At 68.8% G+C, this 14,980-nt stretch carries 15 protein-coding genes; 3 read left to right on the forward strand and 12 right to left on the reverse strand.

Annotated elements, in window-relative coordinates:
• The first annotated feature begins 61 nt into the window (after nucleotides 1–61).
• On the forward strand, nucleotides 62–307 hold the full coding sequence (locus GPZ80_RS08590; protein ID WP_246476860.1) for a hypothetical protein: 246 nt from the start codon (nucleotides 62–64) through the stop codon (nucleotides 305–307).
• A gap of 4 nt (nucleotides 308–311) precedes the next feature.
• Here the strand turns inward: GPZ80_RS08590 and GPZ80_RS08595 are convergent, their stop codons facing one another.
• From GPZ80_RS08595 to GPZ80_RS08650, 12 genes are all read right to left on the reverse strand, one after another.
• Nucleotides 312–1,391, reverse strand: a complete 1,080-nt coding sequence (locus GPZ80_RS08595; protein ID WP_187219700.1) for a DUF2332 domain-containing protein — start codon at nucleotides 1,389–1,391, stop codon at nucleotides 312–314.
• Between the two features lie 75 nt (nucleotides 1,392–1,466).
• A complete protein-coding gene (sepH, locus tag GPZ80_RS08600) occupies nucleotides 1,467–2,459 on the reverse strand; it encodes a septation protein SepH (RefSeq protein WP_187219701.1) in 993 nt (330 codons plus the stop codon).
• A 176-nt stretch (nucleotides 2,460–2,635) separates the two neighbouring features.
• A complete protein-coding gene (gene serC / locus GPZ80_RS08605; RefSeq protein WP_187219702.1) occupies nucleotides 2,636–3,772 on the reverse strand; it encodes a phosphoserine transaminase in 1,137 nt (378 codons plus the stop codon).
• A gap of 217 nt (nucleotides 3,773–3,989) precedes the next feature.
• A complete protein-coding gene (locus tag GPZ80_RS08610) occupies nucleotides 3,990–5,351 on the reverse strand; it encodes a serine hydrolase domain-containing protein (RefSeq protein ID WP_376771659.1) in 1,362 nt (453 codons plus the stop codon).
• Between the two features lie 22 nt (nucleotides 5,352–5,373).
• Nucleotides 5,374–5,991, reverse strand: coding sequence for a response regulator (locus GPZ80_RS08615; protein ID WP_187219703.1), 618 nt, complete (start codon nucleotides 5,989–5,991; stop codon nucleotides 5,374–5,376).
• A complete protein-coding gene (locus GPZ80_RS08620) occupies nucleotides 5,988–7,133 on the reverse strand; it encodes a sensor histidine kinase (protein ID WP_187219704.1) in 1,146 nt (381 codons plus the stop codon). Before GPZ80_RS08620 ends, GPZ80_RS08615 begins: the two co-directional genes overlap by 4 nt.
• Nucleotides 7,130–7,942 (reverse strand): ABC transporter permease, encoded by an 813-nt coding sequence (locus GPZ80_RS08625; RefSeq protein ID WP_187219705.1) that lies wholly within the window; start codon nucleotides 7,940–7,942, stop codon nucleotides 7,130–7,132. Before GPZ80_RS08625 ends, GPZ80_RS08620 begins: the two co-directional genes overlap by 4 nt.
• Nucleotides 7,939–8,769 carry an ABC transporter ATP-binding protein gene (locus tag GPZ80_RS08630; protein WP_187219706.1) on the reverse strand — a complete coding sequence of 277 codons (831 nt, stop codon included), beginning with the start codon at nucleotides 8,767–8,769 and terminating at the stop codon, nucleotides 7,939–7,941. Before GPZ80_RS08630 ends, GPZ80_RS08625 begins: the two co-directional genes overlap by 4 nt.
• A gap of 93 nt (nucleotides 8,770–8,862) precedes the next feature.
• Nucleotides 8,863–10,152, reverse strand: coding sequence for a fibronectin type III domain-containing protein (locus tag GPZ80_RS08635; protein ID WP_187219707.1), 1,290 nt, complete (start codon nucleotides 10,150–10,152; stop codon nucleotides 8,863–8,865).
• A 102-nt stretch (nucleotides 10,153–10,254) separates the two neighbouring features.
• On the reverse strand, nucleotides 10,255–10,440 hold the full coding sequence (locus GPZ80_RS08640) for a DUF397 domain-containing protein (RefSeq protein ID WP_187219708.1): 186 nt from the start codon (nucleotides 10,438–10,440) through the stop codon (nucleotides 10,255–10,257).
• 6 nt (nucleotides 10,441–10,446) lie between these two features.
• Nucleotides 10,447–11,277 carry a helix-turn-helix domain-containing protein gene (locus tag GPZ80_RS08645; protein ID WP_187219709.1) on the reverse strand — a complete coding sequence of 277 codons (831 nt, stop codon included), beginning with the start codon at nucleotides 11,275–11,277 and terminating at the stop codon, nucleotides 10,447–10,449.
• A 74-nt stretch (nucleotides 11,278–11,351) separates the two neighbouring features.
• Entirely contained in the window at nucleotides 11,352–12,509 is a 1,158-nt protein-coding gene (locus tag GPZ80_RS08650; RefSeq protein ID WP_187219710.1) for a citrate synthase 2, read from the reverse strand.
• Between the two features lie 317 nt (nucleotides 12,510–12,826).
• On the opposite strand from GPZ80_RS08650, the gene pdxH reads away from it, so the two are divergent.
• Nucleotides 12,827–13,486 carry a pyridoxamine 5'-phosphate oxidase gene (pdxH, locus tag GPZ80_RS08655; protein ID WP_187219711.1) on the forward strand — a complete coding sequence of 220 codons (660 nt, stop codon included), beginning with the start codon at nucleotides 12,827–12,829 and terminating at the stop codon, nucleotides 13,484–13,486.
• A 223-nt stretch (nucleotides 13,487–13,709) separates the two neighbouring features.
• Nucleotides 13,710–14,960 carry an MFS transporter gene (locus GPZ80_RS08660; protein WP_187219808.1) on the forward strand — a complete coding sequence of 417 codons (1,251 nt, stop codon included), beginning with the start codon at nucleotides 13,710–13,712 and terminating at the stop codon, nucleotides 14,958–14,960.
• The last annotated feature ends 20 nt before the right edge of the window (nucleotides 14,961–14,980 follow it).

Below are 14,980 nucleotides of genomic sequence, written 5' to 3' on the forward strand. Positions count from 1 at the left end.
GTTCCCCCTCCAGGGCGGTGGAGGGCAAGCCGTCCGTTATGGAGCGCGGCATGATGAAGCCATGACTCGACCGGAAGCCGTTCGCTTCCTGCGCACCGAGCCGAGCATGGCCTTCATGGAGGGCAGGCTGTTGGCGCTGCGCGAGGGAGTGGTCTACGTCCTCGCCCCGGATGGGTGGGCCCGGCTGGGCCGGGAGCGGCCGTCGACAGCGGTGTGGATCGAACGGGAAGCCGCTGAGGACTGGTGCGAGGCGGAGGGTTGGGACCTGCATCTGCTTGACGCTGTCCCGGTCCCCGGTTCCCTCTAGCCCTTTAAGCCAGCCACGCCAGCAAGCGGCCCCGCGACCAGCAGCGGCCGACGGCCTCGGCGCGCAGGGCCGAGCCGTCGAGCACCGCCACGCCGATGATGCTGTGGCCGGAGGCGTGGCGATCGCCGAACGTCGGAATCGCGGGCGCGACCCCGACACCTTCGGCTGACACCCACGCCACTGCCCGGCCCGCCGCCGCTTCGTCGAGGCGGTGCAGGAAGCGTAAGCGGCTCTCCAGTGGGTAGCGCGACAGCGCCCACGTCGTCGTGACAACCGGCAGCGCGTCCGCGGGCACTTTGGCGACGGCGTCGGACAGCATCTCGACGGCGTCACCTCGCAGCAGCAGCGGCGGGGCTGTGGCCGCCAACGCCAGGTCCGCTTCGAGCTTCGCGGCATGCTCCGACTGATCCGGCCAAACGCAGGCGCGTAGCCACCGGGCCTCATCCGCGTCGGCCATGTCGACCGGATCGGGGTCGACGCCGACCCGGGCGACGACCTCGGGCATCGACCGCGCCGGGATGGGCCGGGCGCCCACGACCGAAGACGACAGGCGCACGGGAGCTGACGGGTCGCCCAGCGTTTGGCCGTTGCTGTACGTGATGCCGACGCGATCGACGTGCAGGTTGAGCCCGGCCGAGCAGCCGACGTCGATCAGCCCGACCGCGTCCGCGCCCGCCCGGTGCGCCGCCTCGGCGATGGCCGGGTACAGCACCGCGCAGCGTCCGGTCTCGCTGGTCCGCGGCGGCCTGCGCACGGCGGTGGCCACGACCGAGTCGGTCATCCGCAGCAGCGTGTCGATGGCCGCACCGGCGGCGGCGTCACCGTCCGCGGCGGCATAGGCCGCGGCGAGCGCGGGGGCGTGTCCGGCGAGAGCGAGGTCGTGCAGGGCGGCGAGGATCACCGTGGGCTGCCGCTTGCGCGCGGGCGCCGACTCGATAGCGCGCAGCGCCTCGTCGGACTCACTGATGGCGACGGCGACACGCTCGTACAACGGGGATGTCTCGGCGGCGTCGACCTCACCGAACTTCCGGTACACCTCGCCGAGTGCGCGCGCCTTGCTCACGGATTCGGTCGACCCTGGCATCCCGCCGATCCTAACCGCGTGGAACGCGGAGAAGGCGGCCCCCACGAAATGGGGACCGCCTTCTCCGTCTGCTTGTTAACCCCGGTTGGAGCGGGTGCCGAGCAGGACGTCCTCCCACGAGGGGACGATCGGCCGGGCCTTCTTGTTCGCCTTCGGCCGCCGGGGCGGTTCGGGCTTGCGGGCGGGCTCGTCGATCAGGGCGTTCTCCGGCTCGTCCCGTTCGCGCGGGGTGGGATCTTCCTCGACGGACTCGGCCGGGGCCTGCTCCTCGACGATCTCGGCGGGAGCTTCCTCGACTGTGTCCACCAATTCCTCCACCTGCGGAGCGGGCTCCGGGGTCAGTTCGAAATCTTCCACCACGAAGTCCGCCGCGGGCGGCTCCGAGCCGTTGACCGCCGCGGGCAGTTCCGCCGGACGCTCAGTCGTGTCCAGGTTCATCGCGGCCTGGGCGAGTTGGGTGACCGGGCGGACCGTGCGCAGCGGTCGGTTGGGCTGAGGGTCGAGCAGGTCGCGGGCGTGGTCGTCCAATGGTGTGACCGTGCCGCCGTGGGCGCCGGGGTGGAACGACCAGTGGGCGCGGTTGAGCGACCTACCGGCCGTCCAGCTCAGCTGCACGACCCACTTGTTGTCCTCGCCGCGCCACGAGTCCCAGTTGGCCACCGCGTAGTCTTGGCCGCGCAGGCCGAAGGAATGCGCGACGACCTCACCGAGTGTCTGCACGTCCGGGCCGTCCTCACGGATCGGGTGCGCGCGCTGGGCGAGGTCGGCGGTGCGGGACCGCTCCAGTAAGACCGGGTAGGCGTAACGCTCGACCTTGTGAGTCGGGATGCCCGCCGCCTCGGCGACCTGCTCCACGGACTCTCCGGCACGGATACGGGTCTGGATCTCTCGTGGACGCATCTGGCTCTCCAGCTCGATTTCGATCTGGCCGAGTCGGGTGACGTCTCCTCTGGCGGCCGCACGCAGCCGCTCGTCCGCGGGAAGAGTGAAACGCTCGCCACGCGCCGAGTCTTCGCAGATGACGGTCTTGCCGTCATCTCCGAGCCCGACGACCCGCAGCGCGCGCATCGTGCACCTCCATACGATCTGAGCAGACTTCACTCGCCAGCGTCCCACGGTAGATCGGCGAGTCGCCTTGACGAACTAGGCGCGCCGTTACCCAAGGGATATCCCGAATGATCTTGCCGTATTCGAACGTGCGACGCACCAAGGTTGTGATCGTTCACCCGTTCGCGTATCTGGGGCTACCCGAGACGCTCTACGACCCAATCGATCGCACCGGTCAGCAGGCTCACGTCGTCCGGCTCGATCGCCGGGAACATGGCGACCCGCAGCTGGTTGCGGCCGAGCTTGCGGTACGGCTCGACGTCGACGATGCCGTTGGCACGCAGGACCTTCGCCACCTGGGCGGCGTCGACGGCGTCGGTGAAGTCGATCGTGCCGACGACCTGCGAGCGGTGCGCCGGGTCGGCGACGAACGGCGTGGTGAACTCGCCCTTCTCGGCCCAGTTGTACAGCCTGCTCGACGAGTCCTTGGTGCGCGCGACGGTCCACTCGAGGCCGCCGTTGCCCAGCATCCAGTCGATCTGCTCGGCCAGAAGGAACAGCGTCGAGATGGCCGGGGTGTTGTACGTCTGGTCTTTGACCGAGTTGTCGACAGCGGTGGTGAGCGACAGGAACTCGGGGATCCAGCGGTCCGACGCGCCGATCTCGGCGACCCGGGCCAGCGCGGCCGGGCTCATCAGCGCCAGCCACAGCCCGCCGTCGGAGGCGAACGACTTCTGCGGGGCGAAGTAGTAGACGTCGAAGTCCTCGGCCTTGACCGGCAGGCCGCCCGCGCCGGAGGTGGCGTCGATGGCGACGAGTGCGTCACCGGAACCCGCGGGACGCACGACCGGCATCTGCACACCGGTGGAGGTCTCGTTGTGCGCCCAGCCGACCAGGTCGGTGCCCTCGGCGTAGCTGATCTCGGGTGCGGTGCCAGGCTCGGCCTTGACCACGACCGGCTCGCCCAGGAACGGCGCGCCCTTGGTCACGGCGGCGAACTTCGACGAGAACTCGCCGTTGGTGAAGTGCTGCGAACGCTCGCGGACCAGGCCGAACGCGGCAGCGTCCCAGAACGCGGTGGCGCCGCCGTTGCCGAGCACGACCTCGTAGCCATCGGGCAGTGAGAACAGCTCACGCAGACCACTGCGCACCCGCCCGACCAGCGACTTGACCGGCTTCTGCCGGTGGGAGGTGCCGAGCAGCTTGGCGCCCTCGGTGGCCAGCGCGGCCACCTGCTCCGGGCGGACCTTCGAGGGTCCGCAGCCGAAGCGCCCGTCGGAGGGCAGCAGTTCGGCGGGCAGCACCAGCGTGCTCGGGTCGGCGGTCTGGGTCATCTCTTCGGCGCCTTTCGCATGCGACTTCAAGGACCCCGGCAACGCTGGCGGGCTACCCCAGTCTCCCACGCCCCCTCTGACCCGCGAGTCCAACGTTCAGAACAACGAGTCCAACGTTCAGAACATCGGGTACGACGGTGGCGGTGACCGGAACGTCGGGCTCGATGTCGTGAACGTTGGACTCGTTGTTCTGAACGTTGGACTCGCGGGGGTTGGGTTAGTCGCGGGTGCGCCAGCCGGTCTCGTCGACGCCGCCGGGGATCGCGTCGGGGGTGCCGTAGGGCTCGCGGGTGAAGACGAAGGTGGCCAGGTCGAAGTGGTTGGGCGCGCCCTCGGCGTCGCGGTGCAGGACCAGGGTCTCGCCCGCGTAGTAGCCGTCGAGGCCGGTCCAGGTGTCGCGGCCCTCGGGGCGGAAGCGGGACTGCCTGCCGACGCCGGAGACCGGGGCCAGCCGCAGCCAGCCCTCGGGCAGCAGCCGCAGCAGGTACGGGGTCGGGCCCCAGTGCCACAGGCCCGTCAGCGCCAGCAGCTCCGGGTCGGCCTCGGCCATCGGCTCCCACTCGGCGGGCAGCGCGGGCTCCAGCTCCTCGACCAGGTTGATCAGGTCGTGCGACAGCGCCACGACCGGGACCCCGGCGGTCGAGTTGGCCATGGTCAGCGCGCCGGTGCCGGTGCGCCAGTCGATGAGCGCGCTCGCCAGGAAGCCGGGCATCGAGCCGCTGTGTCCCGACAGCCGCCGACCGCCCAGGCGCATCGCCTCGAAGCCAAGGCCGTAGCCCATCGTCCAGGCGTCGTTGTCGTCGACGTGGACTGGCGTGCGCATCTCCGCGACGGTGTCGGGGTGCAGCACGTCGCCGGTGTCGCCGCCGATGAAGCGGACCCAGCGGGCCAGGTCGTGCACCGTCGACCACAGCTGCCCGGCCGGGGCCATGGCGCCCGCGTCGGGGGTGGGCTCGTTGAGCAGGACGTCGGCGAAGGGGTGCACGGCCCAGCCGAGCGCGGCCGGGACCCGCGGCGCCGGGGTGGTGCGGGTCATCCCGAGCGGGGCGAGGATCTCGCTTTCGAGCGCTTCGAGCCAGCTGGTTCCGCGCACGCGCGCGACCAGCTCACCGAGGACGCCGTAGCCGACGTTCGTGTAGTGGAACCGCGCGCCGGAGCGGTGGCGCAGCGCGTTCTGGGTGAGGCTGTTCTGCAGCGCCGTCCAGTCGTCGCCGACGGCGCGCTCCCACCACAGGCCGGGCGACTCCGAGGTCAGGCCCGCGGTGTGGGAGAGCAGCTGCGCGATGGTGACCTCACCGAACGACGTGCCCTGCAGGTGCTTGTCGAGCGGGTCGTTCAGGTCGAGCAGCCCCTCGTCGCGCAGCCGCATGACCAGCACGGCGATGAACGTTTTGGTGATCGACCCGATCCGGTACTGGGTGTCGGTGGTCGGAGCCTGGCCGTCGACCTTGCCCCGGGCCCCCGTCCAGACCACGACGCCGTCGCGGACCACGGCCGCGACCAAGGATGGGGCGCGGCTCTCCGCCTGCGCCGTCGCGATCCGGCGGAGCAGGGCGAAGTCGGTTGTCTGCTGCAGCATGGAATGAATTGTGGGTCATAAATCAACCCAATAACCCCATCGAGATGGCCTTTGTGACCGCAGCGGTGCGATCCGAGACACCAAGTTTATCGAACGATCGGGCCAGATGGGTCTTTACAGTCGCCTCGCTAATGTGTAATGCCCGGCCGACGTCGGCATTGGTCATGCCCTGCCCGACCAGCTTCAGCACCTCCCGCTCGCGGGCGGAAAGTGCCTGCTTGGCTGGGGTGCGGACGCTGCGGACGAGCTTGGAGGCGACCGACGGCGCGAGCACCGTCTCGCCCCGGCTGGCCGCCCGGACGGCGTCGGCCAATTCCAGCGTGGAGGCGTCTTTCAACAGATATCCGGACGCGCCCGCCTCGACCGCGCGCAAAATGTCCGTATCCGTTTCGTAGGTAGTGAGCACGACCACCGCGGAACCGCCCTCGGCGACGATCTTGGCGGTGGCGCCAGCGCCGTCGAGTCCGGGCATCCGCAGATCCATAAGGATCACCTGTGGGCGCAGCGCGCGGGCCACCGCGACCGCCTCCTCACCGGATCCCGCCTCGCCGACGACGGTCAGGTCGGGCTCGGCTTCGAGCATCCCGCGCAGCCCCGCGCGCACCACAGGATGGTCGTCGACCAACAGCACGGTGATCATCCGAGCACCTCCACGGTCACCGTGGTCCCGGCGCCCGGCGCGGACCGGACCGACACCGTGGCGGCGACCTGCTCCGCCCGTGCGCGCATGCCACGCAGCCCGAAACCGCCGGACTGGTCGTCCGGGTGGAAGCCGACCCCGTCGTCGGTGACGCGCAAGGTGACTCCTTGGTCGGTCTGAGTGAGGCTGACGTCCACGGTGGACGCCGCCGCGTGCTTGCGCACATTGGCGAGCGCCTCTTGGGCGGCCCGCAGCAGCAGGACCTCCACGCCGGTCGGCAGCGGCGCGGTGCCCTCGGCGTGAAACCGCGCGTCGACCCCGGTCTCGGCGCGTAGCCGCTCGACCTGCCTGCCCAGCGCGTCGGCCAGCGAGCCGCCGGACAGCGCGGAGGGCGCCAAGGCCGAGACCAGGACCCGCGCCTCGGCGAGGTTCTCCCGCGCGGTCCGCGCCGCCAGGTCGAGCAGCCGTCGGCCCTTCTCGGAGTCCACCTCGGATTCCGCGGCCTGCACCAGGGTGATGATGCTGGTGAAGCCCTGGGCGAGGGTGTCGTGGATCTCGCCCGCCAGCCGCGCCCGCTCGGCGTTCACCCCCGCGTCGTGGGAGAGCCGCGCGACCTCCGCGCGGCTGCTCTCCAATTCGGTGATCAGCTCGGCGCGGTCCTCGCTTTGCCGCACGATCCGGTGGATGTAGGTGCCGATGAGCAGGGAGAACGCCAAGCCGAAGAACGCCAGCCCGAAGTCGTGTGGATCGAAGGAGATGCCCGCGAACACCGCCGAGAAGATCGGCGGCAGGACGTTGAAAAGCGCGACGAGCGGCGCGGAGATTCGCAGCCGGAAGGTCATGAACACCATCGGGCAGATCATGAACAGCGCGTAGGTGCTTTCCGGGGTGAACCCGACAGCGGTGAAGAACAGGGCGGCGAGCCCCGCCACGAACACGGTGCCGCGCGGGATGTCGTCGGTGAGGATGACCCGGCGGCCGTAGAGGGCGTACCAGGCGACGAGCGCGGTCAGGGCGGCCAGCGCCCCAGCCTGCCGGGCGGCGGGCTGGGTCTCGGTCACGACGAGCACGACCACGGCTGCGAAGCCGATCGCGAAGTACACGTCCCAGATCCACCGCGACCGGTCCCAGGCCTGCGTCACCCGGCTTGCCGCTCGCTCCACCGGAACGTCAGCAGGCACAGCACGAGACCGATCACGCACCACGCGCCCAGGACCAGCGCTGTCATGCCGTGCTCCCATGAGCCCGCCACCTCCCCGACCATCATGCTGTCCGGTAGGAAGACCGAGCGGAAGCCCTGCCCCATCCACTTGACCGGGAAGAACGACGCCACGGTCACCATCGGGCCGGGCAGCACCGAGATGTGCACGAAGATGCCGGAAATGAATTGAAGCGCGATCACCGGCAGGTTCAGCACCGCGGGCGCGCTCTTGCCGGACTTGGCGACCGAGCTGGCGGCGATGCCCAGCAGCGTGCAACTCAAGACGGACAGAACGAGCAGCCAGGCCAGCGTCAGCCAGCGCGCCGGGTCGGTGGGCAACGACAGGTCAAAGAGCAGCACACCGACAGCGAGCAGCAGGACTACTTCGGCCAGGGTCGCCACCGCGACCAGGACGATCTTGCCCACGAAGTACGCGCCCGCGGTGACCGGCGTGCCCCGCAGCCGTTTGAGCGTGCCGTCCTCCCGGTCGATCGCGATGCCGACGCCGGTGGTCAGGAAGGCTGTCGACAGGATTCCGTAAGCGATCATGCTGGCGGCGAAGACCTGGCTCATCGGCACGGTCAGGCCCGGGTCGGCCTTGGTGAAGATCGACCCGAGCAGGACGAGCAGGAACGCCGGGAAGGCGAAGGTGAAGATCACGGCTTCCTTGGCCCGGAAGAACATGCGGAGTTCGGCCTGACCCCTCGACAGGCCGACGCTCGCGGTTCCGGGAAGCGCGCCGGTGCTCATGCCGCCGCTCCGATCAGGTCGAGATAGACGTCTTCCAGCGTCGGCTGGTGCACCCGCAGTCCGCCGATGTTTTGCCCGGCCAACGCGGCGACCGCGGCGACCGGGTCGTCGGTGCGCAACTCGTGCGGTCCGGTGTCGTCGGTCCAGGTGACGGTGGCTTGCGCGGTCTCGCGCCCACCGAGCGTCGCGGGCGTCCCCTCGGCGACGATGCGCCCGTCCGCGATCACCGCCAGGCGGCCGGCGAGGGCTTCGGCCTCGTCCAGGTAGTGGGTGGTCAGCACGATGGTGGTGCCGTCGGCGGCCAGGGTGCGGACGAGGTCCCAGAACTGGCGACGGGCCTGCGGGTCGAACCCGGTGGTGGGTTCGTCGAGGAAGAGCAACTCCGGATTGCCGACGATCCCTAGAGCGACATCCACGCGCCTGCGTTGTCCCCCCGACAACGACCGGATGCGCGCGCCTGCTTTCTCGGTAAGGCCGCAGACGTCGATCACGTCGGTGACAGACCGAGGATTCGGGTAGTAACCGGCGTAGTGCTTGACCGTCTCGGCGACGGTCAACTCGGCACTGTCGGTGGCGGTTTGCAGGACGATCCCGATGCGGGAGCGCCAGTGCCTGCCCGCCTTGCCGGGGTCCTCGCCGAGGACGGTGGCTTCGCCGCTGGTGCGGTGCCGGTGGCCTTCGAGGATCTCGACGGTGGTGGTCTTGCCCGCGCCGTTAGGACCGAGGAGGGCGAAGACCTCGCCTTGGGCGACGTGGAGGTCGATACCGGCCACGGCGGTGTTGGCGCCGTAGTCCTTGCGCAAGCCGCGCACTTCGATCGCGTTCATGCCTAGATCGTTTCCCGGGACTGGGGTGTCCAGGGACGACCGAAGCACTGAACCCCGTGTCATCCGATCGGATGACACGGGGTTCAGTGCTGGTCAGCTAAGGCGGACTTCGAGGGGGTTGTCGGGGCCGGAGACGTTCGAGGTGACCAGGTTGGTGACTGGGGCGCAGCCGGTGAACGGCGCGATGGTGAAGGAGCCCGCCATCGTGAGGTTGACGCTGGACATGTCCAGGGCGGTCGGGGCGGTGGTGCGGCAGGGCGCGACCGGGAGGGGGAAGCCGAAGATGGTCAGGTTCGACAGGGTGATCCCGACGTCGACACGTGCGGTCCGGAACGTGCCGGTCATCTTCCCGATAGGGGTGAAGCTGACCCGGGCGGTCGCGGGGAACATGCCGTTGAGGGTCATCGTGGCGGTCGCCGGGTCGAGCTTGAGGTCGGCGGTGAAGTTGCCGGTCAGCACGTCGTGGTCGACCCCGAGCGTGCCGCGGAGGGCGACTGAGGTGTGGGCGGCTTTTAGAGTGGCGGCGCCCGCGAGGTTCCAGTCGTGGTGGGTCACGCGCGGGCGGGTGTGGACCGAAAGCGGTGCGCTGAATGGGGATTGGGGCGAGCGGACGGTGAAGACGTAGTCGGTATCCGGGAGTAGGCCGGAGACGCGCGCGGTGGTGCCGGGCACGGTGGCGGCCAGTTCGCCGTCGCGGAAGACCTCGTAGGCGGGCTGGCCGGTGGAGTCCCAGGCGAGTTCGACGGTGTCGATGCCGACGTCTGTGGTCCGCAGGTTCGCGGGTGCGGCGGGTGCGGCGACCCGGATGGCGGCCAGCAAGTTGTCCTGGCCGGGATCCTGCATGCAGTGGACTTCATGGGCGATGACAATCGAGCCGTCGCTCCGGCGAAGGGTGAGGTTGAGAAAGACGTCGTAAACCTTGATTGACACCTCGCCTACATCGGGAAAGTCCAGCGGCGCGAGGTAGGTGTTGAAGACGATTTCGAATTCGTCATCTGGTGCTTGCGGAACCGATATCCAATCGATTTCGGTTTCGGATTCCAAAGGTCTGGCGGGGCCGACGACGGGTTTGATCCGGATGTCGGAGACCATGGTCACTTTGACGCTGGTCGCCCGGGCAAGCCGCATCATCTCCGCGACTTGGCGGCCCAGTAGAAACCGCGACTGCATAGGCGCGCGGTCCAAGCGTCGGCCCTGGGTGACCTGCTCGGGCAAGTCGGTGGCGCGGGTGACCTGGGCAGGCTGGGCATCGATCAGCGGGTAGGCGCACGTGTGGTTCGTCACGAGCTGGATCGGCTCGGCCGACGCCGAAGTGGAGCCCGCGGCCACCAGCGCGACACCGAGGGCGGCCGCGAGTAATCGTCGGTAAACAGGTCTCGCCATTGTTCCCCATTCCCAGTCGTCAGTTGCTCGGACGCTAGGGGCGCAATGGAGGTGTGGCAATAGTGTTATCGGAAGATGCCAATAAATGGATGAGGCGCGCTTTTATATTGCTGATGGAGGTGCGGGTATTTCCGCCAGCAGCGAGGCCCAGGAGGATGCGGGGAGGCGCAGGGTGCCTGCCTCGGGCGCCTTGGAGTCGCGTAGGCGGACCTCGGTCGAGTAGGCCACCTCGACGCAGGCCGCGCCGTCGCCGCTGCTGAAGCTGGATTTCCGCCACTCTGCGTGCATGTTGTTTCAGCCCCGTTCGTGATCGGCTGCGACCATCGCCAGAAACTTCACTGAATCGGCGGAATCCAGGGCGATCTTGGCCAGTCGGGCTGCCTGGTCTTGGAGCTTGCGTTTGCCCATCGGGCTGTCCACGAAGCCGGAACTGCCTCGGTGCTCGACATAGACAAGCGTTGGGGCATCGGTGAACCCCAGAACGCTGAAGTAGCCGGGGCTGGCGTATTGGCTGTATTTGAAGGGAATCACACGGATATCAACGTGGGGCTGCTTCGCCCGCTCGATCATCGAGCGGATCTGTTGCGCGATCACGTGGGAGCCGCCCACCGGCCTTCTCAGCACTGCCTCATCGAGGATGGCGAGGTAACGGGGCGCGGCCCGCTTGGACAGCACTTGCTGCCTGGCCAGGCGATCCGCCACGCGCTCTTCCACGTGCTCAGTCAGGACGTCGCTGATGATCGCTCGCGCGTAGGCCGGAGTTTGGATCAGGCCGGGGACATTCGCCGGGGAGAAATTCACGATCGAGGACGCCTGCGACTCGAAGTCGGCCAAGGGCCGCAACAGCTCGCGGAGCTGGTGATCATCCTCGAACCAGGGGGCCGTCAGCTTCTCGATGTTGGCCATGATCCGCTTGCGTTCCGGGCCGACCACCCCGTAGATCGCCAGCATCGCCGACACCTCAGCCACCGTGGCGGACCGTTTGGCCCGCTCGATCCGGTTCAGGGTCGCGATGGAGGTGCCGATACGGGCAGCCGCCTGCCGAGTGGTGAGTTCGGCTTGTCCGCGCAGGGTGGCCAGTGTGGATCCGAGGGCCCGCATCCGCGCGGGAAGAAGATCGCTCATCCGTTCATGTGATCAGCAGCGTCCTGCTGCGGCAATCACACGAACGGATGAGCGATTTCGGGGGGTGAAACAAATCAGAGGTGGGAGATGTTGTCCCAGCCCTCGACCTCTTCCGGCTTGCGCGGGGCGGGGCCGATGTACTTCGCGGCCGGGCGGACCAGCTTGCCGGTGCGCTTCTGCTCCATGATGTGCGCGCACCAACCGGCTGTGCGGGCGCAGGTGAACATCGCGGGCATCATGTGCGGCGGGACCTGGGCGAAGTCCAGAATCACCGCGGCCCAGAACTCCACGTTGGTCTCGATCGCGCGGTCCGGGCGACGCTCGCGCAGCTCGGCCAGGGCGGCCTGCTCCAGGGCCACGGCCACGTCGTAGCGCTCGGCGCCCAGTTCCTTGCAGGTGCGGCGCAGCACGCGGGCGCGCGGGTCTTCGGCGCGGTAGACGCGGTGGCCGAAGCCCATCAACCGCTCCTTGCGGTCGAGGATGCCCTTGACGAACTTGCGGGCGTCGCCGTTCTTCTCGACCTCTTCGAGCATCGGCAGCACGCGGGCCGGGGCGCCGCCGTGTAGCGGGCCGGACATCGCGCCGATCGCGCCCGACAGCGAGGCCGCCACGTCCGCGCCGGTGGAGGCGATGACGCGGGCGGTGAAGGTGGAGGCGTTCAGGCCGTGTTCGGCGCCGGAGACCCAGTAGGCGTCGACCGCCTGGACGTGCTTGGGGTCGGGCTCGCCGCGCCAGCGGGTCATGAAGCGCTCGGTGATCGAGTCGCACTCGTCGATGCGCTTCTGCGGGACCGCGGGCTGATGGATGCCGCGCGCGGACTGCGCCACGTACGACAGGGCCATGACCGACGCGCGGGCGAGCTGGTCGCGCGCGTCCTCGTCGTTGATGTCGAGTAGCGGCTGGTAGCCCCAGATCGGGGCGAGCATCGCGAGACCGGCCTGCACGTCGACCCGGACGTCGCCGGAGTGCACGGGCAGCGGGAACGGCTCGGCGGGCGGCAGGCCCGGCCCGAAACGGCCGTCGACCAGCAGCGCCCACACGTTGCCGAAGGTGACCCGGCCGACCAGGTCCTCAATGTCGACGCCGCGGTAGCGCAGTGCGCCGCCGTCACGGTCCGGCTCGGCGATCTCAGTGCGGAAGGCGATGACGCCTTCGAGACCGGGGCGGAAACCGTCGTCCGGTTCTGCCGCCACAGCGGGTGTTGTATCGATGTCCTGCACCGCGTTGTGCATTGTCTCGCCTTTCGCGCCATGTCCCCGACGGATTCGCGCAGCGGCAGCGGCGTCAAGACAGGTCGCCGTCGCCGAGCACCACTGCACGGCTGGCCAAACCTTGCCCCTATACCACCGGGTTAGCAATCGTTCACGCTGGTGTCTTCGGTCACGATCCAGTGGATCGATTAAGATTGTTGACCTTCAACACCCTGTAACACCTGCGCACACGATTGCCCGATGTGCGTGGCAGCTGTCACCGGCCGGGCGGTTTCCGTTCATCTCGATTACCCGTAACGTCGCTTGCGGGATCCGACGGGTTGGCGGAGGAGATACGGATGGCGGACGGCGACATCACCTTGGAACTGCCAACCATGCGGGTGGCCTACGAGCAAGGTGCGCTCACCGAAGCCGACCTCGCGCCGACCTGGCACGAGCAGTTGCAGCGCTGGCTCGACGCGGCCCGGCAGGCTGGCGTCGCCGAGCCGAACGCCATGGTCCTGGCGACCGCCAACGCCGAGGGGATGCCGTCCTCACGCACCGTCCTGGCCAAGGGCCTCGATGAGCGTGGCCTGGTGTTCTTCACCAACTACACCTCCGCGAAGAGTCACGACCTGATGGCCACCCGGTACGCGTCGGCGACCTTCCCGTGGTTCGCGATGCACCGGCAGGCCACCATCCGCGGCACCGTCGAGAAGGTGTCGACCGCCGAGACCGCCGAGTACTGGGCCAAGCGCCCCCGCGGCTCGCAGCTGGGGGCCTGGGCCTCACCGCAGTCGATCGTCGTCAACGGCAGGCCCGCCCTGGAGTCCGCCCTGGCCAACGTCGAGCGCCGATTCGCCGACGCCGAGACCGTGCCGGTGCCGCCCCATTGGGGCGGTTGGCGAATCCAGCCGGAGGTCGTCGAGTTCTGGCAGGGCAGGCAGGATCGCATGCACGACCGCCTCCGCTTCCAACTGACCCGCGACGGCTGGCGAGTACAACGCCTCGGCCCATAACCCCCGCGAGTCCAACGTTCAGGACGCCGAGTCCAACGTTCAGAACATCGCCGGTTTCGCGATCTCGCGAACGTTGGTCTCGGTGTTCTGGGTGTTGGACTCGCTGTTTTGAACGTTGGACTCGCGGGTTGGGGTTGGTGAAAATCACGCGATGAGTGGGCGTTAGTTGTCATAGGCTAACGAAGTGACTCTCGACGCCGAGCCTCGATCTCGATTCCGCACGATGTTCGGCAAGGCCCTCATCGACGTCCGGCCGCTGCGGATCAAGGGGTACCGCAGGCTCTGGGTCTCCACCGCCGTCACCGCCGTGGGCAGTCAGCTCACCGCCGTGGCCGTGCCCAAGCAGGTGTACGACCTCACCGGCTCATCCGCCTGGGTGGGCATCGCGGGCGCGGTGGGGCTGGTTCCCCTTCTCGTCTTCGGTCTGTGGGGCGGGGCCATCGCGGACGCGCATGATCGGCGGACGGTCATGATCGTCACCAACATCGGGGTCGCGGTGACCTCCGGCCTGCTGTGGCTCCAGGCGTTCGTGTCGCTCGGCTCTGTATGGACCGTCCTCGCCCTGCTCGGGCTCCAACAGGCTTTCGTCGCGGTCAACATGCCCACCCGCAGCGCCGCCATCGCACGGCTGGTCCCTGAAGAGCTGATCCCGCAGGCGAACGCGCTCGGGTTCACCACCTTCACCTTCGGCATGGTGTTCGGCCCGCTCGCCGCGGGGGCGCTGATTCCGCTGCTCGGTTTGTCCACTTTGTACCTTGTGGACACCGTCGCGCTGGTGCTCGCGCTGTGGATGGTGACCTTGCTGCCCAAGCTGCCGCCGGGGGAGGGGTCTTCCCGAAAGGCAGGCCTGACCGACATCGCCGACGGCTTCCGCTACCTGCGCGGACGCAACATCCTGCTGGTGTCCTTCCTGGTCGACATCATCGCGATGGTCGCCGGGATGCCCCGGGCCCTGTTCCCGGAAATGGCCGAGCGCACCTTCGGCGACCCGCCCGGCGGTGGGCTCGCGCTGGGCTGGCTCTACGCAGCCATCCCCATCGGCTCCGCGCTGTTCGGCATCTTCTCCGGCTGGTTCGCCCGGATGCCCCGGCAGGGCGCGGTGATCACCATCTCCATCATCGTGTGGGGACTGGCGATGGTCGGCTTCGGACTCACGACCGCGCTCTGGCTCGCGGTGATCTTCCTGGCCGTCGGCGGCGGCGCGGACCTGATCAGTGCGGTGCACCGCAGTTCGATGCTGCAAACCGAGGCCACCGACGAGATGCGCGGCCGGATGCAGGGCGTCTTCACCGTCGTCGTCGCGGGTGGACCGCGCATCGCCGACGTCCTGCACGGCTGGGGCGGTGCCGCGCTGGGCACGGCCGCGGCGGCCACTATCGGCGGAATCCTGGTGGTGGCCTTGACCATCGTCACCGTCGTGGCGGTCCCCAAGTTCTGGCGCTACCGGTTCGAACCCCGGGTGGTCGGTGTTTGACCTTGTGCGACGGTAGTCGG

It is taken from the genome of Actinokineospora xionganensis, from assembly GCF_014323725.1.
Lineage (GTDB): Bacteria > Actinomycetota > Actinomycetes > Mycobacteriales > Pseudonocardiaceae > Actinokineospora > Actinokineospora xionganensis.

Excerpts from the sequence above, each read along its gene's own strand:
- GPZ80_RS08645 (WP_187219709.1), bottom strand. The coding sequence starts at position 11,277 with ATGAGCGATCTTCTTCCCGCGCGGATGCGGGCCCTCGGATCCACACTG.
- pdxH (WP_187219711.1), top strand. The coding sequence starts at position 12,827 with ATGGCGGACGGCGACATCACCTTGGAACTGCCAACCATGCGGGTGGCC.
- GPZ80_RS08630 (WP_187219706.1), bottom strand. The coding sequence starts at position 8,769 with ATGAACGCGATCGAAGTGCGCGGCTTGCGCAAGGACTACGGCGCCAAC.
- serC (WP_187219702.1), bottom strand. The coding sequence starts at position 3,772 with ATGACCCAGACCGCCGACCCGAGCACGCTGGTGCTGCCCGCCGAACTG.
- GPZ80_RS08610 (WP_376771659.1), bottom strand. The coding sequence starts at position 5,351 with ATGCTGCAGCAGACAACCGACTTCGCCCTGCTCCGCCGGATCGCGACG.
- GPZ80_RS08625 (WP_187219705.1), bottom strand. The coding sequence starts at position 7,942 with ATGAGCACCGGCGCGCTTCCCGGAACCGCGAGCGTCGGCCTGTCGAGG.
- GPZ80_RS08615 (WP_187219703.1), bottom strand. The coding sequence starts at position 5,991 with ATGATCACCGTGCTGTTGGTCGACGACCATCCTGTGGTGCGCGCGGGG.
- GPZ80_RS08660 (WP_187219808.1), top strand. The coding sequence starts at position 13,710 with ATGTTCGGCAAGGCCCTCATCGACGTCCGGCCGCTGCGGATCAAGGGG.
- GPZ80_RS08590 (WP_246476860.1), top strand. The coding sequence starts at position 62 with ATGACTCGACCGGAAGCCGTTCGCTTCCTGCGCACCGAGCCGAGCATG.
- GPZ80_RS08650 (WP_187219710.1), bottom strand. The coding sequence starts at position 12,509 with ATGCACAACGCGGTGCAGGACATCGATACAACACCCGCTGTGGCGGCA.
- GPZ80_RS08640 (WP_187219708.1), bottom strand. The coding sequence starts at position 10,440 with ATGCACGCAGAGTGGCGGAAATCCAGCTTCAGCAGCGGCGACGGCGCG.
- sepH (WP_187219701.1), bottom strand. The coding sequence starts at position 2,459 with ATGCGCGCGCTGCGGGTCGTCGGGCTCGGAGATGACGGCAAGACCGTC.
- GPZ80_RS08635 (WP_187219707.1), bottom strand. The coding sequence starts at position 10,152 with ATGGCGAGACCTGTTTACCGACGATTACTCGCGGCCGCCCTCGGTGTC.
- GPZ80_RS08595 (WP_187219700.1), bottom strand. The coding sequence starts at position 1,391 with ATGCCAGGGTCGACCGAATCCGTGAGCAAGGCGCGCGCACTCGGCGAG.